Source organism: Micromonospora sp. S4605, assembly GCF_003176715.1.
Classification (GTDB): domain Bacteria; phylum Actinomycetota; class Actinomycetes; order Mycobacteriales; family Micromonosporaceae; genus Micromonospora; species Micromonospora echinaurantiaca.
This window is the reverse complement of record NZ_QGSW01000084.1, coordinates 1-20,268: the sequence shown is the minus strand read 5'-3', so window position 1 is coordinate 20,268 and position 20,268 is coordinate 1. Positions and strand designations below refer to the sequence as shown.

The window sequence follows — 20,268 nt, the reverse complement described above, 5'->3', positions numbered from 1 at the left end:
TTAGGCGAGGACACCGAGCGCCCAGGGTGCGGTCACTGGTCGCAGTGGTGAAGAATGATGCTTGAGGAGGGGAGTATTCCCCCCGCGACGGAGTCGTCAGCACGGTCGAACGCCGGCCCCCCGGTGGCGCGACCCGGCCCCGTCGGTCGCCGCCCCGCTCCCGGGACGGTGACGGAAGAGACCTCCGACAGTCACCAGAGTCAGCGTCACCGGCACGCCGCGCCCCTGTGGGGCGTACGGTGTGCCGGACGTTGCGTGTCTGCCGGAGGAATGAACGTTGGACGTGTCCGGACTGGTGTGGGCGGGAACCCTCGTCGCACTGACCGCGATCCTGCTCGTCGACCTGCTGATCATCGGCCGGCGGCCGCACGAGCCGAGCGTGCGGGAATCCAGCCTGTGGGTGGGCTTCTACGTCGCCCTGGCCCTGGTCTTCGGCGCCGGGGTGTGGCTCGCCTCCGGCCCGAGCGCGGCCGGGCAGTTCTACACCGGCTGGCTCACCGAGTACAGCCTCTCGGTGGACAACCTCTTCGTCTTCGTGATCATCATGGCCCGCTTCGCGGTGCCCCGGCAGTACCAGCAGAAGGTGCTGCTCATCGGCATCGTGCTGGCGCTGGTCATGCGCGGTGGGTTCATCGCCGCCGGCGCCGCGCTGATCTCCCAGTTCTCCTGGGTCTTCTACATCTTCGGCGCGTTCCTCATCTACACGGCGGTCAACCTGGCCCGCCAGGGTGAGCCGGACGAGGACGAGTTCACCGAGAACGTGCTGATCCGCTGGAGCCGCAAGGCGCTGCCGATCTCCAAGGACTACGACGGCGCGAAGCTCACCACGCACGAGAATGGCCGCCGGCTGTTCACCCCGATGCTGATCGTCATGATCGCGATCGGCACCACCGACCTGATCTTCGCGCTCGACTCGATCCCGGCCATCTTCGGCATCACCCAGGAGCCGTACCTGGTCTTCACCGCGAACGTGTTCGCGCTGATGGGGCTGCGGCAGCTCTACTTCCTGCTCGGCGGCCTGCTGGACCGGCTGATCTACCTCAGCTACGGGCTGGCCGTGGTGCTCGGCTTCATCGGCGTCAAGCTCGTGCTGGAGGCGCTGGCCGACAACAACCTGCCGTTCATCAACAACGGCGAGCACGTGGGCTGGGCCCCGCACATCCCGATCTGGCTCTCCCTCACGGTCATCCTCGGCACCCTGCTGGTGGCGACGATCGCCAGCCTGGTGAAGTCGTCCCGGGACCGGCGCCGGATGCTGGCCGAGGCGCGCCGCTGACCGCGCGCCGCTGACCGCGCGCCGCCGTGGCGCGGCCGAGACGTGAACGAGGGGCGCTCCCAGGAGGGAGCGCCCCTCGGGCGTACGGGGCGGGTCAGACCCGGTGGGCGCCGACCAGGGTGGCGGTGCGGTCGGCGGGCAGTCGCTCCTCCAGCACCCGTCGCCGCAGGTAGCAGGCGTGCAGCATGCGGCGGTCGTCGCCGGGGCGCGGCGTGGCGGTGACGATGCCGATGTGGTGGATCTTGCGGCCGGGGCGGGCGAAGAAGTAGAGGTCGCCGGGGCGCTCCGCGCCGAGCGGGACCGGGGTGGTCGCCTGGGCCTGGTCGTCGGCGTCGCGGGGCAGCACCACGCCGAATCGCCGCCAGGCCAGGTGCACCAGGCCGGAGCAGTCGATGCCGTACGCCGACACGCCGCCCCAGATGTAGACGACGTCGAGCAGCCGGGCGGCGACGGCGAGCACGTCGCCGGCGGTCGGCGGCGTGGTGGGCACCGGGACCGCGTGTGCGGCCGGCAGCCAGAGCGGGCGGGAGTGGCCGGGGGCGTGCACCGGGCGCCAGCCGTCGACGGGTGGCCCGGCCGGCGTCAGCCGGGTGCCGAGGATGACGTCGGGGAGGAGCACCTCGCCGCCCGGGGTGGCGCGCAGCGCGGTGACCGTGGCGTCGACCACCAGCGGGTCGACGTCGGCCGGCGCGGTGGCCGGGGCGAGTTGGTCGGCCGGCAGCCAGCCGGGGTAGCCGCGCGGGTCGAGCTTGGCCGCCGGCTGCTGCACCGCGACCACGTGCGCCCAGCCGTCCGGGCGCAGTTCGGTGACCAGCACCCGCTCGCCGAGCAGCAGTTGGCTCAGCACGCAGTCGCCGACCTGCTGGTCGGTGTTCATGCCGGAGATCCAGGCCGGGATGTCGGTGCGCGCGGCGAGGGCGGGCCGGTCGACGGGGCGTACCGCCTCGGGGGAGGTCCACAGGGTCGCGACCGCGACCCGGACCACGGCCTCGCGGCCCGGTTGCAGCTCCACGGTCCACCCCCACCTCGCGCCGCCTGTCACCGCGACCCTATGAAAGATTCCAACGGTCATCAACTACGGGATTGCACTTTTGCTTCAGTGACGGTGCTGATTCCGAGGCCCGGCGCGTCCGGCAGCACCACCGTGGCGCCGTCGTACCGGATCCCGTCGCGCACCGGTGACCAGGCCAGCCACCAGGCGGCGTCCAGGTCGGAGACGGCGGTGGTGCGGTAGGCGGCGACCAGGCTCGCCGCGGCCCCGATGCCGACCTGGCTCTCCATCATGGACCCGACGATCGTGCCGAGGCCGTGCGCGGCGGCCAGGTCGAGCAGGGTCCGGGCCGGGTGCAGGCCGCCGCACTTGGCGAGCTTGACGTTGACCATGTCGGCCGCGCGGCGGCGGATCACTTCCACCAGGTCGCGTACGCCGAAGACCGCCTCGTCGGCGAGGATCGGCACCTGCACCCGGTCGCTGACCCAGGCCAGCCCGTCCAGGTCCCACCGGGGCACCGGCTGTTCGACCAGTTCCACGTCGAGGCCGGCGTCCTCGATGCCGCGGATCACCCGGACCGCCTCGCGGGGCGTCCAGCCCTGGTTGGCGTCCAGCCGGATGCGTACCCCGTTGCCGACGGCGGCGCGTACCGCCCGGACCCGCTCCAGGTCGCCGGCGGCGTCGGTGCCCACCTTGAGCTTGAGCACCCCGAACCCCTCGGCCGTGCGCTGCCGGGACGCGGCCGCCAGGTCCACCGCGTCGCCGGCGGCGAGGGTGACGTCCGTGGGCACCCGCAGGCTGGTGCCGCCCAGCAGCCGCACCAGCGGTACGCCGAGCCGCCGGGCGGCCAGGTCGTGCAGGGCCACGTCGACGGCGGCCTTGGCGGCCTCGTTGCCGGCCACCGCCCGTTGCACCTCGGCGCAGCGGGCCACCAGGTCGTCCGGGTCCCGGCCGGTGAGCATCGGCCCGAGCAGGTCCCGTACGCACGCCTCGGCGCCGGCGACCGAGGCGCCGGTGACCTGCCAGACCTGCGGCGCCTCGCCGAACCCGGAGCGGCCGTCGCCATCGACCAGCTCGACGACCAGGGTCTCCACGGTGGTGGTGCGGCGCAGCGCGGTGACGAACGGGGTGTGCAAGGGGGCGCTGAGCCGGTGGGTGCGTACCGCGGCGATCGTCATGTGCGGCACCCTATATCCGGATGGGTGGCGACAGGGGAGGCCGGATGAGCGAGGGTCACCGAGCGGATCGTGGACGCGGTGGGGCGACGGCGCGCGCCGGCGTCGAGCGGAACGGGGCGGCGGCGTGAAGGAACGGGACTGGGCACTGGTGGGCGCGCCCAACGCGCGTGACCTCGGCGGTATGGTCGGCGCGGGCGGCCGGCGGGTGCGGCCCGGGGTGCTGATCCGCACCCCGGCGCTGGGCCGGCTCACCGACGAGGACCTGCCGGTGCTGGCCAAGCTCGGCCCGGCCTGCGTGATCGACCTGCGGGACCACTCGGAGCAGGCGGTCGCCCCGCCGGACCGGCTGCCCGGCGAGCCGCGGGTGCTGCACCTGCCGGTGCACGACGCGGAGCACCCGGTCTTCACGTACGTCTCGGCGGTGCTGCTCGGCCACGACCTGGCCGCGTACGCGGAACTGGCCCGGCAGGGCACGCCGGCGGCGATGGCCGCCATCTACCGCTGGTTCGTCAGCGGGGCGGTGGCCCGGGCCAGGTTCGCCGAGGCGGTGCGGGCGGCGGCCCGGCCGGAGAACCTGCCGTTGCTATACCACTGTTCGGCGGGGAAGGACCGCACCGGCTGGCTGACCGTGGTGCTGCTGCACGCGCTCGGCGTGGACGAGGCGGTGATCCGGGCCGAGTACCTGGCGAACAACCCGCTGACCGCGAGCCTGCGGGAGGTGATCCTGGAGGCGATGCGGCAGCGGCAGCCGGCGCTGGACGAGGCGGCGGTGCGGCCGGTGCTGGAGGTGCGCCCCGAGTACCTGGACGCGGCGTACGGGGAGGTGCGCCGGGTGCACGGCTCGTTCGGGGCGTACCTGCGCGACGGGCTCGGGTTGACCGACGAGGTCATCGAGTCGCTGCGGGCGCACCTGCTGGAGTGAGCGGCGCCGGGTGCGGCGTGCCGCGGGCGGCCCAGCCGGTGACGATCAGGGCCTGCCCGGCGGCGTAGGTCGCCATCACCCAGATCGGCGGGCCGGGCAGGGTGGCCACCTCGGCCACGCCGGTCGCGATGAGCAGGTCGGAAACGAGGAAGAGGGCGCCGCCGAGGCCGACCCGCCAGCCGTGCGCCGCGGCGGTGGCGGCCATGGTGGCCAGGGCGACCGCGTAGCCGGCCACCGGCACCGCCAGCCCGGCGTCGGTGAGCCCGCCCCACATCCAGGCCAGCGCGGCGACGGTCAGCACCGCGTAGGCCACGCCGACGGCGACCAGCGGCGGGCGGAGCAGCGCGGCCGCCGCGCCGCCGCGGGTGAAGGCCGCGATGTAGCAGAGGTGCGCGGCGAGGAAGAGCGCCATGCCGGTGAGGAAGGCGGCGGTGCCGTCGCCGAGCAGCGCGACGTCGCCGCCGGTGGAGAAGGCCAGCGCGGCGAGGACCAGCCGGGTCGCCGGCACGCCGCGGTCCGCGGCGGCCCGCCAGAGGTACGCGGCCAGCAGCGGCATCAGCAGCGGCTTGCTGAGCAGCACGCCGAGGTCGCTGCCGGTGGCGTTGGCGAGCAGGTTCGCCGCCGTCGCCACGACGAAGGCGGTCAGGATGGTGCGGCTGCTGGGCATCGGCGGCTCCTCCGGGGCGGTGGCCAGCAGCGTAGGCGGTGCGGGGGCCGGAGGCCATCGGCCGGTGCGCGCTCGCCCGGTGGCTGTCCGTCCCGAAGGGCGGCGGTCGGGCGCCGGCGGCCGGGACCAGACGCGGGCGAGGGGGCACGGCCTGATGACGCACCCTTTCGTCCGCCGCCGGCGGAGCCGCCCGGTGGGGCGGGCCGGCTATCCGTCGGTGCGCAGGTCGTGGCGGGCGGCCCAGACGGCCGCGGAGACGTCGGCGATCAGCCGGCAGGCGTCGTCCTCGGCCTCCACGCCGCTGGGGCCGCCGTCGGCGAGGTCGGTGGTGGTGCAGACGACCACCGCGTACGGGGGCGCGTCGGCGGGGAAGACCACGCCCGCGCCGTGGCGCACCCCACGGACCCAGCCGTTCTTGTGCGCGATCCGGGTGCCCGGGGGCAGCCCGGCGGCGAGGTCCTCGCGGTGTTCCTGAGCGAAGAGCACGTCGAGCATGGCGGCGCAGCCGCCGGGGGAGGCCAGCGGGCCGGGCCGGGTGGCGCCGGTGGCCAGCGCGGCGAGCAGCGCGGCCAGGTCGGCGGCGGTGACCAGGTTGGTGACGCCGGCGTCGCGGGCGGCGAAGTCCTCGATGCCGCGGCCGGTGACGGCGTGCCGGGCCCCGGCGAGCGCCCAGACCTCGGCCACGGCGGGCAAGCCGACGTGGCCGATGACCAGGTTGGTGGCGAGGTTGCTGGAGCGCACGATCATCCGGTGGGCGAGCCAGCGCAGGGTGGCGGTGCCGCCGACCCGCTCCCAGACGGCGTCGTCGTTGTCGTAGTGCTGCGCGCAGGCGAAGCGGGGGGCGCCCGGCAGCGCCGAGTCGAACGAGTTGCGCACCGGGACCGGGGCGTCCAGGTCGAGGGTGCCGGCCTCGGCGGCCCGGTGCAGGGCGGCGAGCACGCCGACCTTCATGGTGCTGGCCGCGTAGTGGGTGGCGTCGGGCAGCCGGGTCCAGGTCGGGGCCGCGTCGAGCCGGCCGGCGTACGCCGAGACGGTGCCGGGCACCCGGTCCAGCCGGGCGTCGAGGTCATCCCAGGTCATGCCGGTGACCGTAGCCGATCATCCAGCGGGTGCCGGCGGCGGTCGTGGGGCGGCGGGCCGGCCGGGCGGTGTCTAGGGTGCGGGGATGACGGTCGCCGCATACGACGCCTACGCCGACTGGTACGAGGACTACGTCACCGACACGTCCGCCGACTACATGTCCCGGGTCCGGCAGCGCCTCGGCGAGCTGTTGGGCACCGGCCCCGGCCGCTTGCTGGACGTCTGCTGCGGCACCGGGGTGCACGCGGCGGAGCTGCGCCGGTTGGGCTGGGACCCGGTCGGCGTCGACCTGTCGACCGGCCAGCTGCGCCACGCCCGGGGCCGGCTGCCGGTGGCGGTGGCCGACGCCGCGGCGCTGCCGGTCGCCGACGCGGCGGTGCCGGCGGCGGTGTGTGTGCTCGCGCACACCGACGTGCCCGACTACGCGGCGGTGGTCGCCGAGGTGGCCCGGGTGCTGTCGCCCGGTGGCCGCTTCGTGCACCTGGGCGTGCACCCGTGCTTCGTGGGGGCCTTCGCCGACCGTTCCGACCCGGCCCGGATCCTCATCGACGGCGGGTACGCGGAGCGTGAGCGCAGCTTCCGGGCGTGGGCGCCGCACGGGGTGCGGGCCCGGGTCGGCGCCTGGCACGTGCCGCTGGCCGACCTGCTCAACGCCGTGACCGAGGCCGGTCTGGCGGTGACCCGGGTGGTGGAGTCCGGCTCGGGTCCGGTGCCGGACGTGTTCGGCCTGGCCGCGGTGAAGCCGGCCTGACGGGCGCCGACGACGCCGGGGCCCGTCAGGCCGAGCGGCGATGACGCCGGGGCCGGCCCGGCTAGGGGCCGACGACGGCGGGGCCGGCCCGCGCGTGGCGGACCGGCCCCGGGTCGGGTGCGGCTGCGGTCAGCCGGCGTGCTTGCGGCGGGCGGCGGCCCGGGCGCGGGCGGTCTGGTCGAGCACCACCTTGCGGATGCGGACCGCGGCCGGGGTCACCTCGACGCACTCGTCCTCGCGGCAGAACTCGAGGGCCTGCTCCAGCGACAGCTTGCGCGGCGGGATCAGCTTCTCGGTCTCGTCGGCCGTGGACGAGCGCATGTTGGTGAGCTTCTTCTCCTTGGTGATGTTGACGTCCATGTCGTCGGAGCGGGAGTTCTCCCCGACGATCATGCCCTCGTACACCTCGGTGCCCGGCTCGACGAAGAGCTGGCCGCGCTCCTGCAGGTTGGTCATCGCGAAGGCGGTGACCGCGCCGGACCGGTCGGCGACCAGCGAGCCGTTGTTGCGGGTGCGCAGCTCGCCGAACCACGGCTCGTAGGACTCGAAGACGTGGTGCAGGATGCCGGTGCCGCGGGTCTCGGTGAGGAACTCGGTGCGGAAACCGATCAGCCCGCGGGCGGGCACCAGCCACTCCATCCGGATCCAGCCGGTGCCGTGGTTGACCAGCTGCTCCATCCGGCCCTTGCGGCTGGCCAGCAGCTGGGTGATCGCGCCCAGGTACTCCTCGGGGGCGTCGATGGTCAGCCGCTCGACCGGCTCGCAGGTCTTGCCGTCGATCTCCTTGGTGACGACCTGCGGCTTGCCGACGGTCAGCTCGTAGGACTCGCGGCGCATCTGCTCGACCAGGATGGCCAGCGCCAGCTCGCCGCGGCCCTGCACCTCCCAGGCGTCCGGACGCTCGGTGGGCAGCACCCGCAGCGACACGTTGCCGACGAGTTCCTTGTCGAGGCGGTCCTTGACCATCCGGGCGGTGACCTTGGCGCCCTTGACCCGGCCGACCAGCGGCGAGGTGTTGGTGCCGATGGTCATCGAGATGGCCGGCTCGTCGACGGTGATCAGCGGCAGCGGCTGCGGGTTCTCCGCGTCCGCGAGGGTCTCACCGATCATGATCTCGGGGATGCCGGCGACGGCGATGATGTCGCCCGGCCCGGCCGAGTCGGCCGGCTTGCGCTCCAGGCCCTCGGTCATCAGCAGTTCGGAGATGCGCACCCGCTGGGTGCTGCCGTCGGTGCGGCACCAGGCAACGGTCTGGCCCTTGCTGATGGTGCCCTGGCGCACCCGGCACAGCGCGAGCCGGCCGAGGAACGGGGAGGCGTCGAGGTTGGTGACGTGCGCCTGCAGCGGCGCGTCCTGCTCGTACGCGGGCGGCGGGATGGTGTCCAGCAGGGTGCGGAACAGCGGTTCGAGGTTGTGGCTGTCGTCGGGCACCGCGCCGTCGGCGGGCTGGGTCAGCGAGGCGATGCCGTCGCGGGCGCAGGCGTAGACGATCGGGAAGTCGATCTGCTCCTCGTCGGCGTCCAGGTCGAGGAAGAGCTCGTAGGTGTCGTCCACGACCTCCTTGATCCGGGCGTCCGGCCGGTCCACCTTGTTGATCACCAGGATGATCGGCAGGCGGGCCTTGAGCGCCTTGCGCAGCACGAACCGGGTCTGCGGCAGCGGGCCCTCGCTGGCGTCGACCAGCAGCACCACCCCGTCGACCATGGTCAGGCCGCGCTCCACCTCGCCGCCGAAGTCGGCGTGGCCGGGGGTGTCGATGATGTTGATGGTGACCGGGTCCGAGCCGTCGGCCGGCAGGTAGCGCACACCGGTGTTCTTGGCCAGGATGGTGATGCCCTTTTCCCGTTCCAGGTCCATGGAGTCCATCACCCGGTCGGCCATCTCGGCCCGGGCGCTGAACGCGCCGGCCTGCCGCAACATGGCGTCGACCAGGGTCGTCTTGCCGTGGTCGACGTGGGCGATGATGGCGACGTTGCGGAGGTCGGTGCGAAGCTGCATACCCTCCATACTCTCCTGTCTGCGGTTGCCGGGGTCGGGTCGGGGTCAACCCCCAGATGGCCCCGGTCTGTGGCGAAACTGCTGTCCCAGCCGTTGCGACGGCTGGCATGCTGACCCTCGTGTTCATGGGGGCCGAGTGCACGACCTGCTGACGTCTCTGCAGGGCCTGCCGGCCCTGCTGATCTACCTGGTCGCCGCGCTGATCGTCGCGGCGGAGACCGCCGTGATCTTCGGGCTGCTGGTGCCGGGCGAGGCGACGCTGCTGCTGGTCGGCTTCCTAGCGTACGCGGGGACGTTACGGCTCGCCCCGGCGCTGCTGGTGATGGTGGGCGCCGCCGTGATCGGCGACACACTCGCGTTCCGCGCCGGCCGGCGGTACGGGTCGCGGCTGCGCGCCAGCCGGCTCGGCGCCCGGGTCGGGCCGCACCGGTGGCGGCGGGCGGAGACGATGCTCGGCCGGCTCGGCGGGCGGGGGGTGTTCACCGCCCGCTGGGTGGCCTTCGCCCGGACCCTGGTGCCCCGGCTGGCCGGCGCGGCGGGCATGCCGTACCGGCGGTTCGCGCCGTGGAACGCGGCCGGGGTGGCCAGCTGGGTGGGCGGGTCGGTGCTGGTCGGCTACCTGGCCGGCGAGTCGTACGAGACGGTCTCCCGGCTGCTCGGCCGGGCCACCGGCGCGGTGCTGGTGCTGCTGGCCGCGCTGGTCGCGGTGGTGCTGGGCGGGCGGTGGCTGGGGCGCAACCCGGACCCGGCCCGGGCGCTGCTGTCCCGGGCCGCCGGGCTGCCGCCGGTGCGCTGGCTCAGCGCCCGGTACGGCATCCTGTTCTTCCTGCTCGCCATGCGGATCGGGCCGGCCTGGACGCTGCTGATCAACCTGGCCGCCGGCCTGCTGCTGCTCTTCGTCGCCGGGCTGGCCATGGCCTGGCTGCTCGGCGCGGTGGTGCGGCACAGCGGGCTGGCCGTCGTCAACGGGGCGATCGCCGGCTGGTTCGCCGACCGGCGTACCCCCGGGACGGTCGACGCCACCCTCGCGGTGGTGTCGGTGCTGCGCGGCTCGGTCCTGATCGTGGTGGTGGCGGTGCTGGCCGCGGTCCTGGCCTGGCGGCACCGGCCCTGGCACGCCGACCTGCTCAGCGTGGTCGGCACGGCCGGCGCGTTCATGCCGCTGGTGGTGCTGGCCGTGGTGACCGACCTCACCGGTCCCGGCGGCGGAGCTGTCGTCTTCCCGACGCAGACCGCGGTGGTGACGGCGAGCCTGTGCACCCTCGCCTGGCTGGTGTCCCGGCACGCCCGCTGGCCGGTGGCGGTGGCCGCCTGGACGGCCGCCGCGGCCGGGGTGGTGGGCCTCGGCGGCGCCCGCCTCTACCTGGGGTTCAGCACCGCCAGCGGCACCGCCGGCTCGGTGCTGCTCGGGGTCGCCTGGACGACCGTGTTCATGGTGGCCTGGGCCACCCGGGACCGGGCGGTGGGCACCGCCGGGCCGCCGGTGGACGGGGCGGAGGAGGTGTCGTCGGGGCCCCGCCGGCCGGTTCAGCCCTGTTAGGGTGCGCCACGACACGGGGGAGGTGTCGAGATGCGTCGACGCACGGACCGGTTGGTCGCGGTGCTGCTGGTCGGGATGCTGCTGGCCGGTACGTCGGCCGGCTGCGCCGGGCAGCGGGCCGGGTCGGGTGACCTGACCGCGCCGGTGGCCGCGCCCACCGCGCTGCCGGCTGACCCGCTCGACGGCCGGCCCGAGGGGGAACCGTCGGCGCAGCCGAGCGCGGTCGAGGCGCTGGGCGCGGCGCCCACCCGCGCCACGTCGCCGAGCGCCTCCCCGAGCCGTACGCCCACCCGGGCGCCCCGGCCCCGCCCGGTGGCCAAGCCGCCCACCGAGACGAAGGTGCCGCCGGCGCCGCCGAAGCCGCCGTCGAGCGGCTGCGAGCCCAGCTACCAGGGCAGCCAGGCGAGCCGGGCCGAGGCGAAGGCGGCGCTGACCGACGCGGCCGGGAAGACCTACTGGCCGACCTCCGCCCCGAGCATCAAGATCCCGCTCAACCTGGTCAAGGCCACTGCCTGGCAGGAGAGCGGCTGGCAGTCCAACATCGTCGCGTGCGACGGCGGCATCGGGCTGATGCAGGTGATGCCGGCCACCGCGGACTGGATGAACCAGCGGTTCGGGCAGAGCTACGACGTGCGCGACTACCGCGACAACGCCTACCTCGGGGCCAACTACCTGGCCTGGCTGACCAAGTACATCGGCGACATGTACTTCGAGGCGGACTACCGCCTCGACGCCGGCCTGTGCACCGCCGAACTGGACTCCTGCCTGCTCCACGCGGTCATCGCGGCCTACAACTACGGCCACGGCGCGGTCGCGGTGGAGGGCCGGCCGCTGGCGATCCCCAACCCGGGCTACGTGCGCAACGTCCGGGCGCTGATGACCGAGTGCGTCTGCCTCGACTACTGAGCCGAAGCGGGGCCCGGAACCACCGTCGGCCGCCGGGGCGGCGGGGCCGGGAAGACCGGACCCCGCTGCGGCTCACGCGAGGGAGACTCGCCAGCGCGCCGGTCACCGCCGGGCGGCGGCGACCGGCTCGGGGTGCGGCGGGGCGGGCTCGGCCCGCTTGATCCGGCCCGGCCACCAGAACCGGTCGCCGAGCAGGAACGCCAGCGCCGGCACCAGCACCGTACGGACCAGCAGGGTGTCGAGCAGGACGCCGATGCAGACGATGATCCCGATCTGGGTGAGCAGGATCAGCGGCAGCACGCCCAGCACGGCGAAGACCGCGGCGAGCAGCACCCCGGCGCTGGTGATCACCCCGCCGGTGACCCGCAGCGCGGAGCGCATGCCGGCGCGGGTGCCGGCGGCGCGGGCGTCCTCGCGGGCCCGGGTGACCAGGAAGATGTTGTAGTCCACCCCGAGCGCCACCAGGAACACGAAGGCCAGCAGCAGCACCTGGCTGTCCAGCGCCGGGAACCCGAGCAGGTGGTCGAAGAGCAGCCACGCCGCGCCCAGGCTGGCGAAGAACGACGCGATGACGGTGAGCACCAGCAGCACCGGAGCGAGCAGGCCGCGCAGCAGCAGCACGAGCACGGCGCCGACGAGCAGCAGGATGATCGGCAGGATCAGCCGCAGGTCCTTGCCGTTGGCGGCGTCGGAGTCGTAGGTGGCGGCGACCGTGCCGCCGACCACCGCCCCGGTGAAGGGGTCGGCGCCGTCGACGGCGGGCGGGGCGGAGCCGGGCACCGCGGCGACCGCGTCGCGCAGCGCCTCGATCGTCCGGTCGGAGTTGGCCGTGCCCGGCTCGGCGTCGAGCACCACGTCGACCTGGGCCACCTCGGCGCCCGCCTCGCCGGGGCGCGCGGACGCGACGCCCGGCACGGCCGCGGCGGCCTGGGTGACGGCGGGCACCGCCGCGGGTGCGGTGAGCACGGCGACCGGCTGGGTGGTGCCGGCGGGGAAGGCCCGGGCGAGGGTCTCGGCGCCGGTGACCGCCTCGGGCTTGACCCGGAACTGCTCGGTCTCCGACAGGCCGGTGCGGATGCCGAGCCCGCCGAGGGAGAGCGCGGCGAGCAGCAGCACGGCGAGCGCCGCGACCGGCGCGGGGCGGCGTTCGACGGCGGCGCCGAGCCGGCCCCACAGCCGGCCCTCCCGGACCGCGCCGCCGACCCGGGGCACGAACGGCCAGAACAGGCCGCGGCCGAAGATCACCAGCGCGGCGGGGAGGACGAACAGCGCCGAGGCCATGGCGAGGACGACGCCGGTGGCGCAGGCCACCGCGAGGGCCCGGTTGAGCTCCTGTTCGGACAGCAGGAGGGTGAGCACGCCGAGCACGACGGTGAAGCCGCTGGCGAGGATGGGCTCGGCGGTGCGGCGTAGGGCGGCGCGCATCGCGACGAACCGGTCCTGCTCGCGCCACAGTTCCTCCCGGTAGCGGGCGATGAGCAGCAGCGCGTAGTCGGTGGCCGCGCCGAAGACGAGGACGCCGGCGATGCCGGTGACGGCCCCGCCGGGCAGGTTGATGCCGACCGCCGGGACGATGGTGTCCAGGGCGCGCAGGGTGAGCTGCTCGGTGGCGGCGACCACGACGAGCGGCACGATCCACAGGAACGGGCTGCGGTAGGTGATCAGCAGCAGCAGCGCGACCACGGTGGCGGTGACGGCGAGCAGCGTGGTGTCCGCGCCGTCGAAGACCTTGGTCAGGTCGGTGGTGAAGGCGGGTCCGCCGGTCACCGAGACGGTGAGCGCTTCGGGCGCGCCGTCCAGGGCGGCGCGGAGCTGGTCGACCCGGTCGGCGACCTCCTCCTGCCCGCCGGCGGTCGACAGCGGTACGACGACCAGGGCGACCGTGCCGTCCGGGGAGACCTGCGGTGGGCTGATCCGACCGCCGGCGGCGAACCGGCCCAGCTCGCCGGCCTGGCCGCCGATCGCCGCGCGGTCGGCCTCGGTGAGCGGGCCGCCGTCGGCGCGGCTGGTGACCACGATCGCCGGCTGCACGTCGCGGGAGGGCAACTGGTCCTGGAGCCGTTCGACCTGGGTCGACTGCCACTGCACGGACAGGCCGGTGGCCGAGACGGGCTCCGGGTTGTCGGGCTTGGGCAGCCCGAAGACGGCGGCGCCGACGACGATCGCGGCGACCACGGTGAGCCACGCGGCCAGCCGGCCACGGGCGACGCGGGTGAACAGGGACATGGGGGGCGCCTCCCGGTCTGCGGCCGGCGGGCGGCGGCCGCCGACGCGGCGGCACCTTCTCCCGGCTGCCAAGTATCTTGACAACCGAGATTATCGACCGCTGAGTTATGCTGCAACTCGACACCGACGGGGGCAGGGAAGGCGGACGTGGCGACGCACGGCATGTATCGGCGGCGGGAGACGCGCCGCGAGCGGCTGGTCGCGGAGATCGGCGCGGAGCTGCGCCGCTACTCCAGCGACGCCCAGCACATCGGGCACGCCTTCGCCAACCTGCACGGGCTCAACGCCACCGATCTGCAGGCGCTGATCGCGGTGATGGACGCCGAGCTGGCCGACCAGCCGATCACCCCGGGCCGCCTCGGCGAGCAGCTCAACCTCTCCTCCGGGTCGGTCACCGCCCTGATCGACCGGCTGGAACGGGCCGGGCACATCCGCCGCGACCGCGACACCGCCGACCGGCGGAAGGTCTTCCTGCACTACGCCGACCGGGGCGCCGAGCTGGCGATGGACTTCTTCCGGCCGCTGGGTCGGCGTACCGACGAGGTGATGTCCGGGTTCACCGACGACGAACTGGCGGTGGTGCACCGGTTCATGTCGGCGATGAGCGCCTCGATGCGCGAACACCGCGACACCGTCCGCTCGGCCCGCCCCACCCCGGCCCGCCGCCCGGGCTGACCGCGGTGCTGGACCGGCTGGCCACCCGGGTCGCCACCGCGGTGCTGCGGTTGCCCGCCGCGCGTACCCGGCGGGTCACCCTCACCCGCGACATCCCGGTACGGGTCCGCGACGGGGTGCTGCTGCGCACGGACCACTACGCCCCCGACCTGCCCGGCGCGCCGGCGGTGCTGATCCGCACCCCGTACGGGCGGGGCGGGCCGATGCGGCTGCTCGGCCGCCTCGCCGCCGAACGGGGCTTCCACGTGGTGATCCAGTCCTGCCGCGGCACGTACGGCTCGGGCGGGGTGTTCGAGCCGTTGGTGCACGAACGCGACGACGGACTGGACACCGTGGACTGGCTGCGCCGCCAGCGGTGGTGGACCGGGGCGTTCGGCATGTTCGGCGCCAGCTACCAGGGGTTCGTGCAGTGGGCCCTGGCCGCCGACGCGGGTGACGACCTGCGGGCGATGGTCGCCGTGGTGACCGCCTCGGCCACCCGCGACTCCACCTACGCCGGGGACTCGTTCGCGCTGGACACCGTGCTCACCTGGGCGGAGCTGCTGCAGGCGCAGACCGTGCCCTGGCTGGCCCGGCAGTGGGAACTCAAACGCGGGCAGCCCCGGCTGGCCGCCGCGCTGGCCCACCTGCCGCTGGCCGAGGCGGACCGGATCGCCACCGGGGTGCGGGTGCCGTTCTTCCAGGAGTGGCTGCGCCACCACACCCCGGCCGCCGACTACTGGCGTACCCGGGTCTTCGACGACCGGATCGCCCAGGTGCGCGCGCCGGTGGCGATGCTCAGCGGCTGGCACGACATCTTTCTGCCGGCGCAACTGCGCGACTTCGCGGCCCTGCGCGCGGCCGGCGCCGCGCCCCGGCTGACCGTCGGGCCGTGGACGCACGGCAGCCCGGGGCTGTTCGTGGCGGCCCTGCGCGACGGGCTGGACTGGCTCGACGAGCACCTCGCCGGCCGCCCGGTGGCCCGGACCGCGCCGGTGCGGGTGCACGTCGGCGGGGCCGGCGGCGGCTGGCGGGACCTGCCGGACTGGCCGCCGCCGGCCACGCCCGTCCGGTGGCACCTGCACCCGGCCGGCGCGCTGGCCACCGAGCCGGCGGCGCCGTCCGCGCCCGACGGGTTCTGGTACGACCCGGCCGATCCCACCCCCTCGCTCGGCGGCCCGCTGCTGGTCGCCCAGCGCGCCGGGCCGGTCGACAACCGCCCGGTCGAGGCCCGTCCCGACGTGCTCACCTGGACCAGCGCGCCGCTCGCCGACCCGGTCGAGGTGGCCGGCCCGGTGCACGCCGAGGTGCACGTGCGCAGCGAACTGTCCTACCTCGACGTCTTCGTGCGACTGTGCGACGTGGACCGGCGGGGCCGGTCCTGGAACGTCTGCGACGGACTGGTCCGCATCGAGCCGGGCCGCTACCCGACCGACCCCGCCGGCGTGGTCCGGGTGCCGGTGGAGCTGTGGCCCACCGCGCACCGGTTCGCGTCCGGGCACCGGTTGCGCGTGCAGGTCTCCGGCGGTGCCCACCCCCGGTACGCGCGCAACCCCGGCACCGGCGAGCCGCTCGGCACCGCCGTGACGCTGCGTGCGGGTCGTCGGGAGATCCTGCACGATCCCGAGCACCCGTCGGCGATCGTCCTGCCCGTGCTGGCTTCTGTTCCGCAGCTACGTCCACGCTGAACAGACCCCCTCTGAACTGGGCGTTTGTCCATCGACCGAGTTATCGTTGGGCAACGCCCGGCGTTGTGCACCAGTTGGCCGGGCGCGCGCGTGCAGCCCCCTCGCCGCGTACGCGGCGTCACTGTCGTGCCCGGCCCCCGACCCGACGAGGGGGACCCATGACGCGCGCACCCACCAACCTGTTGACCGTGCGCAACCTGCTGCTCGCCCATCTCAACGTCGATCCCGACCGGGTGCGGAGCCAGGACCTCGAACCGGCCGAGGTCGGCATCGTCGGCGACGCCTCGCACCGCGGCGGTTACCACTGCGGCTCCGACCGGGTGGTCGCCGGCGACTACTCGGTGGTGGAGTCACCCCGGGACCGCAACGGGCTGACCCTGGACGCCGCGGCGCTCGACGTGGGGCAGTTCGAGGTCCGCTCCGGCGGGCGCACCCACGACCTGCACAGCTTCTCCGTCTGGTGCGTCGGCCAGTGCGCCGCCAACGCGCCGGACACCCGGGACATCCGCGAGATCATCTACTCCCCGGACGGCCGGGTCGTCCGGCGGTGGGACCGGCTCAACCGGCGCAGCACCGGCGACGACTCCCACCTGTGGCACACCCACTTCAGCTTCTTCCGCGACGCGATCAAGGCGGGCCGGGACCAGACCCCGCTGTTCCGCCGCTACCTGACCACCATCGGCCTCATCGAGGGAGACGACATGACCCCGCAGGAGCATGCCTGGCTGGAGACCATCCACCGCAACCTGACCGTCCTGGACGGCCGCAACCCGGTCGGGCAGATCTACACCCGGATGGCGATGGGGGAGGACCACCTCAACACCAGCTACGTGGTGCCGCACCCGAGCCTGCAGAGCCTCGGCGCGCAGCTCAGCGCGGTGCAGACGGCGCTGAGCCAACTGGCCGGCAAGGACGTCACCGACGAACCGGCGATCATCGCGGGTGTGCTGGCCGGGCTGACCCCGGAGAAGATCGCCGCGGCGATCCCACCCACGCTGGCCCGCCAGGTGGCCGAGGAACTGGCCCGTCGCCTGGCCTCCTGAGCCGGCCGCGGCGGGTCGCGGTGCGCGCTGGACGGGCGGTGCGGCGCGGGTCGCGGGTGCCGGCGCGGGTTGCCGGCGCGGCGCGGGTCGCGGGCGCGACGCGGGTCGCGGGCGCGACGCGGGTCGCGGGCGCGACGCGGGTCGCGCCGGTGCTGCCCGGCGAACCGGATACCGCAGAGTCATCACGATGACTCTGCGGTATCACGTCCTTCCCGCATGGCTCCCGCCGGCGGGGTGACACTTCGGCCGCCGAGCTTCGCAAGAGCGATTGCGCAATAATTCTTGCGAAACGGCTCTTGCGAATGGCAGGCTGGCGGCATGCCGAACCCCGACGTCCGCCAGGTGACCGATTCACGGGTCCTGGCCGCCCTCGCCCACCCGCTGCGCCGACGCCTGATGGACGTGCTGAAGGTGCACGGGCCGTCGACGGTCGGTGCGCTCGCCGAGCGCACCGAACAGGCCCCGGCCAACGTCAGCCACCACCTCAAGGTGCTCGCTGCCGCCGACCTGGTCGCCGAGGCGCCGGAACTGGCCCGCGACCGCCGCGAGCGGTGGTGGCGCCTGGTCAGCCGGTCAGTGGCATGGTCGAGCGCCGACTTCGACGCCGACCCGGCGACCCGGGCGGTGGCCGACGCCGCCACCTCGCTCAACCTCGACCGACACGTCGCGCTGGCCCGGGCCTGGCACGCCGCCGGCGACGATGCGCACGAGGCCTGGGGTGACGGACCGTTCTCCACCGACCGCTGGCTGCACCTCACCCCGGACGAGCTCGCCGAGCTGAGCCGCGAGCTGAACGAGCTGCTGGCCCGCTGGGCCGAGCGGAAGGCGCTCGACGACGGCCGCCGCCGCGAGCCGGTCTTCCTGTTCGCCCACGGCTTCCCGGCCCGGCCGTGAGCCCGGCGACGGCCACCCGGCCCGCCGGGACGGACGCCGGCAGCCGCCCGGCCGGGGGACTGCGCGGGCACCGCGACTTCCGGCTGCTCTGGGCCGCCCAGACGGTCAGCAGCCTCGGCAGCAACGTCACCGCGGTGGCACTGCCCCTGGTCGCGGTGACCGTGCTCGACGCCAGCACCTTCGCGGTCGCGGTGCTCACCGCCGCGGCCTGGCTGCCCTGGCTGCTGATCGGCCTGCCGGTGGGCGCCTGGGTGGACCGGCTGCGCCGGCGGCCCGTGATGATCGCCTGCGACGTGGCCTCGGCGCTGCTGTTTCTCAGCGTGCCGCTCGCCGCCGTGCTGGAGGTGCTCACCGTCGGGCAGCTGCTGGTGGTGGCCCTCGGTGGGGGCGTGTCCCGGGTCTTCTTCGAGACCGCCGACCAGGTCTACCTGCCGGTCCTGCTGCGCCCGGAACAGCTGCCGGCCGGCAACGCCCGGATCCAGGCCACGCACACCGCCAGCTACGTGTTGGGCCCAGGGATCGCCGGCCTGGTGGCGCAACTCGCCGGCGCGGTCACCGCGCTGCTGCTGGACGCGCTGAGCTTCCTGGTCTCCGCGGTCTGCCTGCTGCGCATCCGGCGGGTCGAGCCGCGGCCGGAGCCGGCCGGGCGTACGTCGTCGTTGCGCCGGGAGATCGCCGCCGGGATCCGGTTCGTCGCCGGCGACCCGTATCTGCGGGTGCTGACACTGTTCGGCGCGGCCAGCAACATCGGACTGGTCGGCTACCAGGCCGTGCTGGTGGTGTTCCTGGTCCGCGAGGTGGGGGTGGCGCCGGGCCCGGTCGGCGTGCTGGTCGCGGTGATGAGTCTCGGCGGCATCGTCGGCGCGGTGCTGGCCACCGGGCTCGGGCACCGCCTCGGCACGGCCCGGACGCTGCTGGCCGCGGCGGCGTTCACCGGGCCGCCCGCGCTGCTGATCCCCCTCGCCGGGCCGGGGGCCGGGTTGGTCTGGCCGGCGCTCGGCGGGGTGCTGGTCAGCCTCGGAGTGGCGGTGGGCAACGTGCTCAAGAGCAGCTTCCGGCAGGCGTACCCGCCGCACCACCTGCTCGGCCGGGTGACGGTCAGCATGCAGCTGCTCAACTACGGGACGATCCCGCTCGCCGCGGTGGCGGCCGGCGCGCTCGGGGCCGCCTTCGGCACCCGCGCCGCGCTCGGGGTGATGACCGGCTGGCTGGCGCTCACCCCGCTGATCCTGCTGGTCGGGCCGCTGCGCCGGCGGCGGGACCTGCCCACCGCGCCCGGAAGATCCTGACGCGCTGCGGCGGCGGCCGGTCCCCGGCCGCCGCCACCGGCATCGGTCACATCGGGCGGACGTTGTCCGCCTGTGGACCCTTCTGCCCCTGGGCCACCTCGAACTCGACCTTCTGGCCCTCGCTCAGCTCCCGGTAACCGCTCGTCGCGATGGCCGAGTAGTGGACGAACACGTCCGGACCCCCGCCGTCCTGCTCGATGAAGCCGAAGCCCTTTTCCGAGTTGAACCACTTAACCGTGCCGGTTGCCATGCATCTCTCCTGTTCGAAGCGGCCGACCGCCGGCCGTCGGCCGATGATCGCCCTGTACCTGTCCGACAGTAACCGGCCAAACCCCGATCTGCCGGGCGAAGTGCCGCAGGCGGTGCGAGCAGTTCCGCGGGTCGGCATCGTGAAAGCCGCCCGGCGGCCGGCCCGCTGCGGCATGCTTGCGCCGGTGACCGAAGTCGCGAACGCCGCCCTCACCGACCTGGAGCGGGAGATCCTCGCCCCCGGCGGTGGGCTGGACCGGCTCCGGCTGGTGCGTACGCCGTTCGTGCCCGAGGTGCGGCTGCACCTGGCCGAGGACGCGATCGTCTGGTGGGCCCGGATGGAGGCGCACGCCGGGCGCCACCTGCCGCCGCCGTACTGGGCGTCGGTCTGGGCCGGTGGCCAGGCCCTCGCCCGCTACCTGCTCGACCACCCCGAACTGGCCGCCGGCCGCCGGGTGCTCGACCTGGCCGCCGGCTCCGGGCTGGTGGCCATCGCCGCCGCGCTCGCCGGCGCCCGGCGGGTGGTCGCCAACGACATCGACCCGTACGCGGTCGCGGCGGTCACGGTCAACGCCCGGGCCAACCGGGTCACCGTCGTGGCCACCGGTGGCGACCTGCTCGACACCGACGGCGCCGGAGTGGACCTGCTGGTGGCCGGGGACGTGTTCTACGACGCGCCGCTGGCCGCGCGGATGCGGGCCTTCCTGCACCGGGTCGCCGCCACCGGCGCCGACGTGCTGGTCGGCGACCCCGGCCGGGGTCACCTGCCGGCAGGGCTGACGGTGGTCGCCGATTATCCGGTGCCGACCACCGAGCCCAGCGTCGACTCGCCGGTGCGCCGGGTGCAGGTGCTGCGCCCCCGCTGACGCCCGGGCCGCGACTCAGGGACCACCCGGAGGGGGATTCAGGGGCGGGT

Annotated in this window: 18 protein-coding genes; 11 read left to right on the top strand and 7 right to left on the bottom strand. The window is 74.6% G+C overall.

All coding sequences use genetic code 11. The features are described from left to right. Positions 1–277: 277 nt before the first annotated feature. Positions 278–1,276: a TerC family protein gene (locus tag DLJ47_RS05260; RefSeq protein WP_088992867.1), complete on the top strand. Its 999-nt coding sequence runs from the start codon at positions 278–280 to the stop codon at positions 1,274–1,276. A 94-nt stretch (positions 1,277–1,370) separates the two neighbouring features. Here the strand turns inward: DLJ47_RS05260 and DLJ47_RS37605 are convergent, their stop codons facing one another. Continuing rightward, positions 1,371–2,288, bottom strand: a complete 918-nt coding sequence (locus tag DLJ47_RS37605) for a C40 family peptidase (RefSeq protein WP_109898965.1) — start codon at positions 2,286–2,288, stop codon at positions 1,371–1,373. A gap of 59 nt (positions 2,289–2,347) precedes the next feature. Continuing rightward, a complete protein-coding gene (locus tag DLJ47_RS05250) occupies positions 2,348–3,445 on the bottom strand; it encodes a mandelate racemase/muconate lactonizing enzyme family protein (RefSeq protein WP_109898964.1) in 1,098 nt (365 codons plus the stop codon). Positions 3,446–3,569: 124 nt separating this feature from the next. On the opposite strand from DLJ47_RS05250, the gene DLJ47_RS05245 reads away from it, so the two are divergent. Beyond that, positions 3,570–4,367: a tyrosine-protein phosphatase gene (locus tag DLJ47_RS05245; RefSeq protein WP_109898963.1), complete on the top strand. Its 798-nt coding sequence runs from the start codon at positions 3,570–3,572 to the stop codon at positions 4,365–4,367. On the opposite strand, the gene DLJ47_RS05240 is transcribed toward DLJ47_RS05245, so the two are convergent. Both DLJ47_RS05240 and DLJ47_RS05235 read right to left on the bottom strand, forming a co-directional pair. Next, on the bottom strand, positions 4,333–5,034 hold the full coding sequence (locus DLJ47_RS05240) for a lysoplasmalogenase (protein WP_109898962.1): 702 nt from the start codon (positions 5,032–5,034) through the stop codon (positions 4,333–4,335). The two genes, DLJ47_RS05245 and DLJ47_RS05240, sit on opposite strands and share 35 nt — an antisense overlap. 207 nt (positions 5,035–5,241) lie before the next feature. Beyond that, entirely contained in the window at positions 5,242–6,114 is an 873-nt protein-coding gene (locus tag DLJ47_RS05235; protein ID WP_109898961.1) for a serine hydrolase, read from the bottom strand. Between the two features lie 85 nt (positions 6,115–6,199). On the opposite strand from DLJ47_RS05235, the gene DLJ47_RS05230 reads away from it, so the two are divergent. Continuing rightward, positions 6,200–6,865 carry a methyltransferase domain-containing protein gene (locus DLJ47_RS05230; protein ID WP_109898960.1) on the top strand — a complete coding sequence of 222 codons (666 nt, stop codon included), beginning with the start codon at positions 6,200–6,202 and terminating at the stop codon, positions 6,863–6,865. Positions 6,866–6,994: 129 nt separating this feature from the next. On the opposite strand, the gene typA is transcribed toward DLJ47_RS05230, so the two are convergent. Beyond that, complete coding sequence (typA, locus tag DLJ47_RS05225; RefSeq protein WP_088992874.1) at positions 6,995–8,863, bottom strand: translational GTPase TypA; 1,869 nt, start codon at positions 8,861–8,863, stop codon at positions 6,995–6,997. A 136-nt stretch (positions 8,864–8,999) separates the two neighbouring features. Here typA and DLJ47_RS05220 point away from each other — a divergent pair, with 136 nt between their 5' ends. Both DLJ47_RS05220 and DLJ47_RS05215 read left to right on the top strand, forming a co-directional pair. After that, positions 9,000–10,403 carry a DedA family protein gene (locus DLJ47_RS05220; RefSeq protein WP_109898959.1) on the top strand — a complete coding sequence of 468 codons (1,404 nt, stop codon included), beginning with the start codon at positions 9,000–9,002 and terminating at the stop codon, positions 10,401–10,403. Between the two features lie 30 nt (positions 10,404–10,433). Further along, positions 10,434–11,309, top strand: coding sequence for a lytic transglycosylase domain-containing protein (locus DLJ47_RS05215; protein ID WP_109898958.1), 876 nt, complete (start codon positions 10,434–10,436; stop codon positions 11,307–11,309). A 102-nt stretch (positions 11,310–11,411) separates the two neighbouring features. Here the strand turns inward: DLJ47_RS05215 and DLJ47_RS05210 are convergent, their stop codons facing one another. Beyond that, on the bottom strand, positions 11,412–13,535 hold the full coding sequence (locus DLJ47_RS05210) for an MMPL family transporter (protein WP_109898957.1): 2,124 nt from the start codon (positions 13,533–13,535) through the stop codon (positions 11,412–11,414). A gap of 162 nt (positions 13,536–13,697) precedes the next feature. Between DLJ47_RS05210 and DLJ47_RS05205 the strand changes: the two genes are divergently transcribed. The 5 genes from DLJ47_RS05205 (at position 13,698) to DLJ47_RS05185 (ending at position 19,103) form a co-directional block, all read left to right on the top strand. After that, on the top strand, positions 13,698–14,210 hold the full coding sequence (locus DLJ47_RS05205; protein ID WP_109898956.1) for a MarR family winged helix-turn-helix transcriptional regulator: 513 nt from the start codon (positions 13,698–13,700) through the stop codon (positions 14,208–14,210). Positions 14,211–14,215: 5 nt separating this feature from the next. Beyond that, complete coding sequence (locus DLJ47_RS05200; RefSeq protein ID WP_109898955.1) at positions 14,216–15,877, top strand: CocE/NonD family hydrolase; 1,662 nt, start codon at positions 14,216–14,218, stop codon at positions 15,875–15,877. Between the two features lie 158 nt (positions 15,878–16,035). Next, on the top strand, positions 16,036–16,920 hold the full coding sequence (locus DLJ47_RS05195) for a hypothetical protein (RefSeq protein ID WP_109898954.1): 885 nt from the start codon (positions 16,036–16,038) through the stop codon (positions 16,918–16,920). Positions 16,921–17,238: 318 nt separating this feature from the next. Beyond that, positions 17,239–17,814 carry an ArsR/SmtB family transcription factor gene (locus tag DLJ47_RS05190; protein WP_109898953.1) on the top strand — a complete coding sequence of 192 codons (576 nt, stop codon included), beginning with the start codon at positions 17,239–17,241 and terminating at the stop codon, positions 17,812–17,814. Then, a complete protein-coding gene (locus tag DLJ47_RS05185) occupies positions 17,811–19,103 on the top strand; it encodes an MFS transporter (protein WP_199235709.1) in 1,293 nt (430 codons plus the stop codon). The genes DLJ47_RS05190 and DLJ47_RS05185 overlap by 4 nt, the downstream gene beginning before the upstream one ends. Before the next feature lie 46 nt (positions 19,104–19,149). On the opposite strand, the gene DLJ47_RS05180 is transcribed toward DLJ47_RS05185, so the two are convergent. Continuing rightward, positions 19,150–19,353 carry a cold-shock protein gene (locus DLJ47_RS05180; RefSeq protein ID WP_109898952.1) on the bottom strand — a complete coding sequence of 68 codons (204 nt, stop codon included), beginning with the start codon at positions 19,351–19,353 and terminating at the stop codon, positions 19,150–19,152. Positions 19,354–19,525: 172 nt separating this feature from the next. Here DLJ47_RS05180 and DLJ47_RS05175 point away from each other — a divergent pair, with 172 nt between their 5' ends. Beyond that, on the top strand, positions 19,526–20,218 hold the full coding sequence (locus DLJ47_RS05175) for a class I SAM-dependent methyltransferase (RefSeq protein WP_109898966.1): 693 nt from the start codon (positions 19,526–19,528) through the stop codon (positions 20,216–20,218). The last annotated feature ends 50 nt before the right edge of the window (positions 20,219–20,268 follow it).

Excerpts from the sequence above, each read along its gene's own strand:
- DLJ47_RS05250 (WP_109898964.1), bottom strand. The coding sequence starts at position 3,445 with ATGACGATCGCCGCGGTACGCACCCACCGGCTCAGCGCCCCCTTGCAC.
- DLJ47_RS05240 (WP_109898962.1), bottom strand. The coding sequence starts at position 5,034 with ATGCCCAGCAGCCGCACCATCCTGACCGCCTTCGTCGTGGCGACGGCG.
- DLJ47_RS05235 (WP_109898961.1), bottom strand. The coding sequence starts at position 6,114 with ATGACCTGGGATGACCTCGACGCCCGGCTGGACCGGGTGCCCGGCACC.
- DLJ47_RS05230 (WP_109898960.1), top strand. The coding sequence starts at position 6,200 with ATGACGGTCGCCGCATACGACGCCTACGCCGACTGGTACGAGGACTAC.
- typA (WP_088992874.1), bottom strand. The coding sequence starts at position 8,863 with ATGCAGCTTCGCACCGACCTCCGCAACGTCGCCATCATCGCCCACGTC.
- DLJ47_RS05215 (WP_109898958.1), top strand. The coding sequence starts at position 10,434 with ATGCGTCGACGCACGGACCGGTTGGTCGCGGTGCTGCTGGTCGGGATG.
- DLJ47_RS05210 (WP_109898957.1), bottom strand. The coding sequence starts at position 13,535 with ATGTCCCTGTTCACCCGCGTCGCCCGTGGCCGGCTGGCCGCGTGGCTC.
- DLJ47_RS05205 (WP_109898956.1), top strand. The coding sequence starts at position 13,698 with ATGTATCGGCGGCGGGAGACGCGCCGCGAGCGGCTGGTCGCGGAGATC.
- DLJ47_RS05195 (WP_109898954.1), top strand. The coding sequence starts at position 16,036 with ATGACGCGCGCACCCACCAACCTGTTGACCGTGCGCAACCTGCTGCTC.
- DLJ47_RS05190 (WP_109898953.1), top strand. The coding sequence starts at position 17,239 with ATGCCGAACCCCGACGTCCGCCAGGTGACCGATTCACGGGTCCTGGCC.
- DLJ47_RS05180 (WP_109898952.1), bottom strand. The coding sequence starts at position 19,353 with ATGGCAACCGGCACGGTTAAGTGGTTCAACTCGGAAAAGGGCTTCGGC.
- DLJ47_RS05175 (WP_109898966.1), top strand. The coding sequence starts at position 19,526 with ATGCTTGCGCCGGTGACCGAAGTCGCGAACGCCGCCCTCACCGACCTG.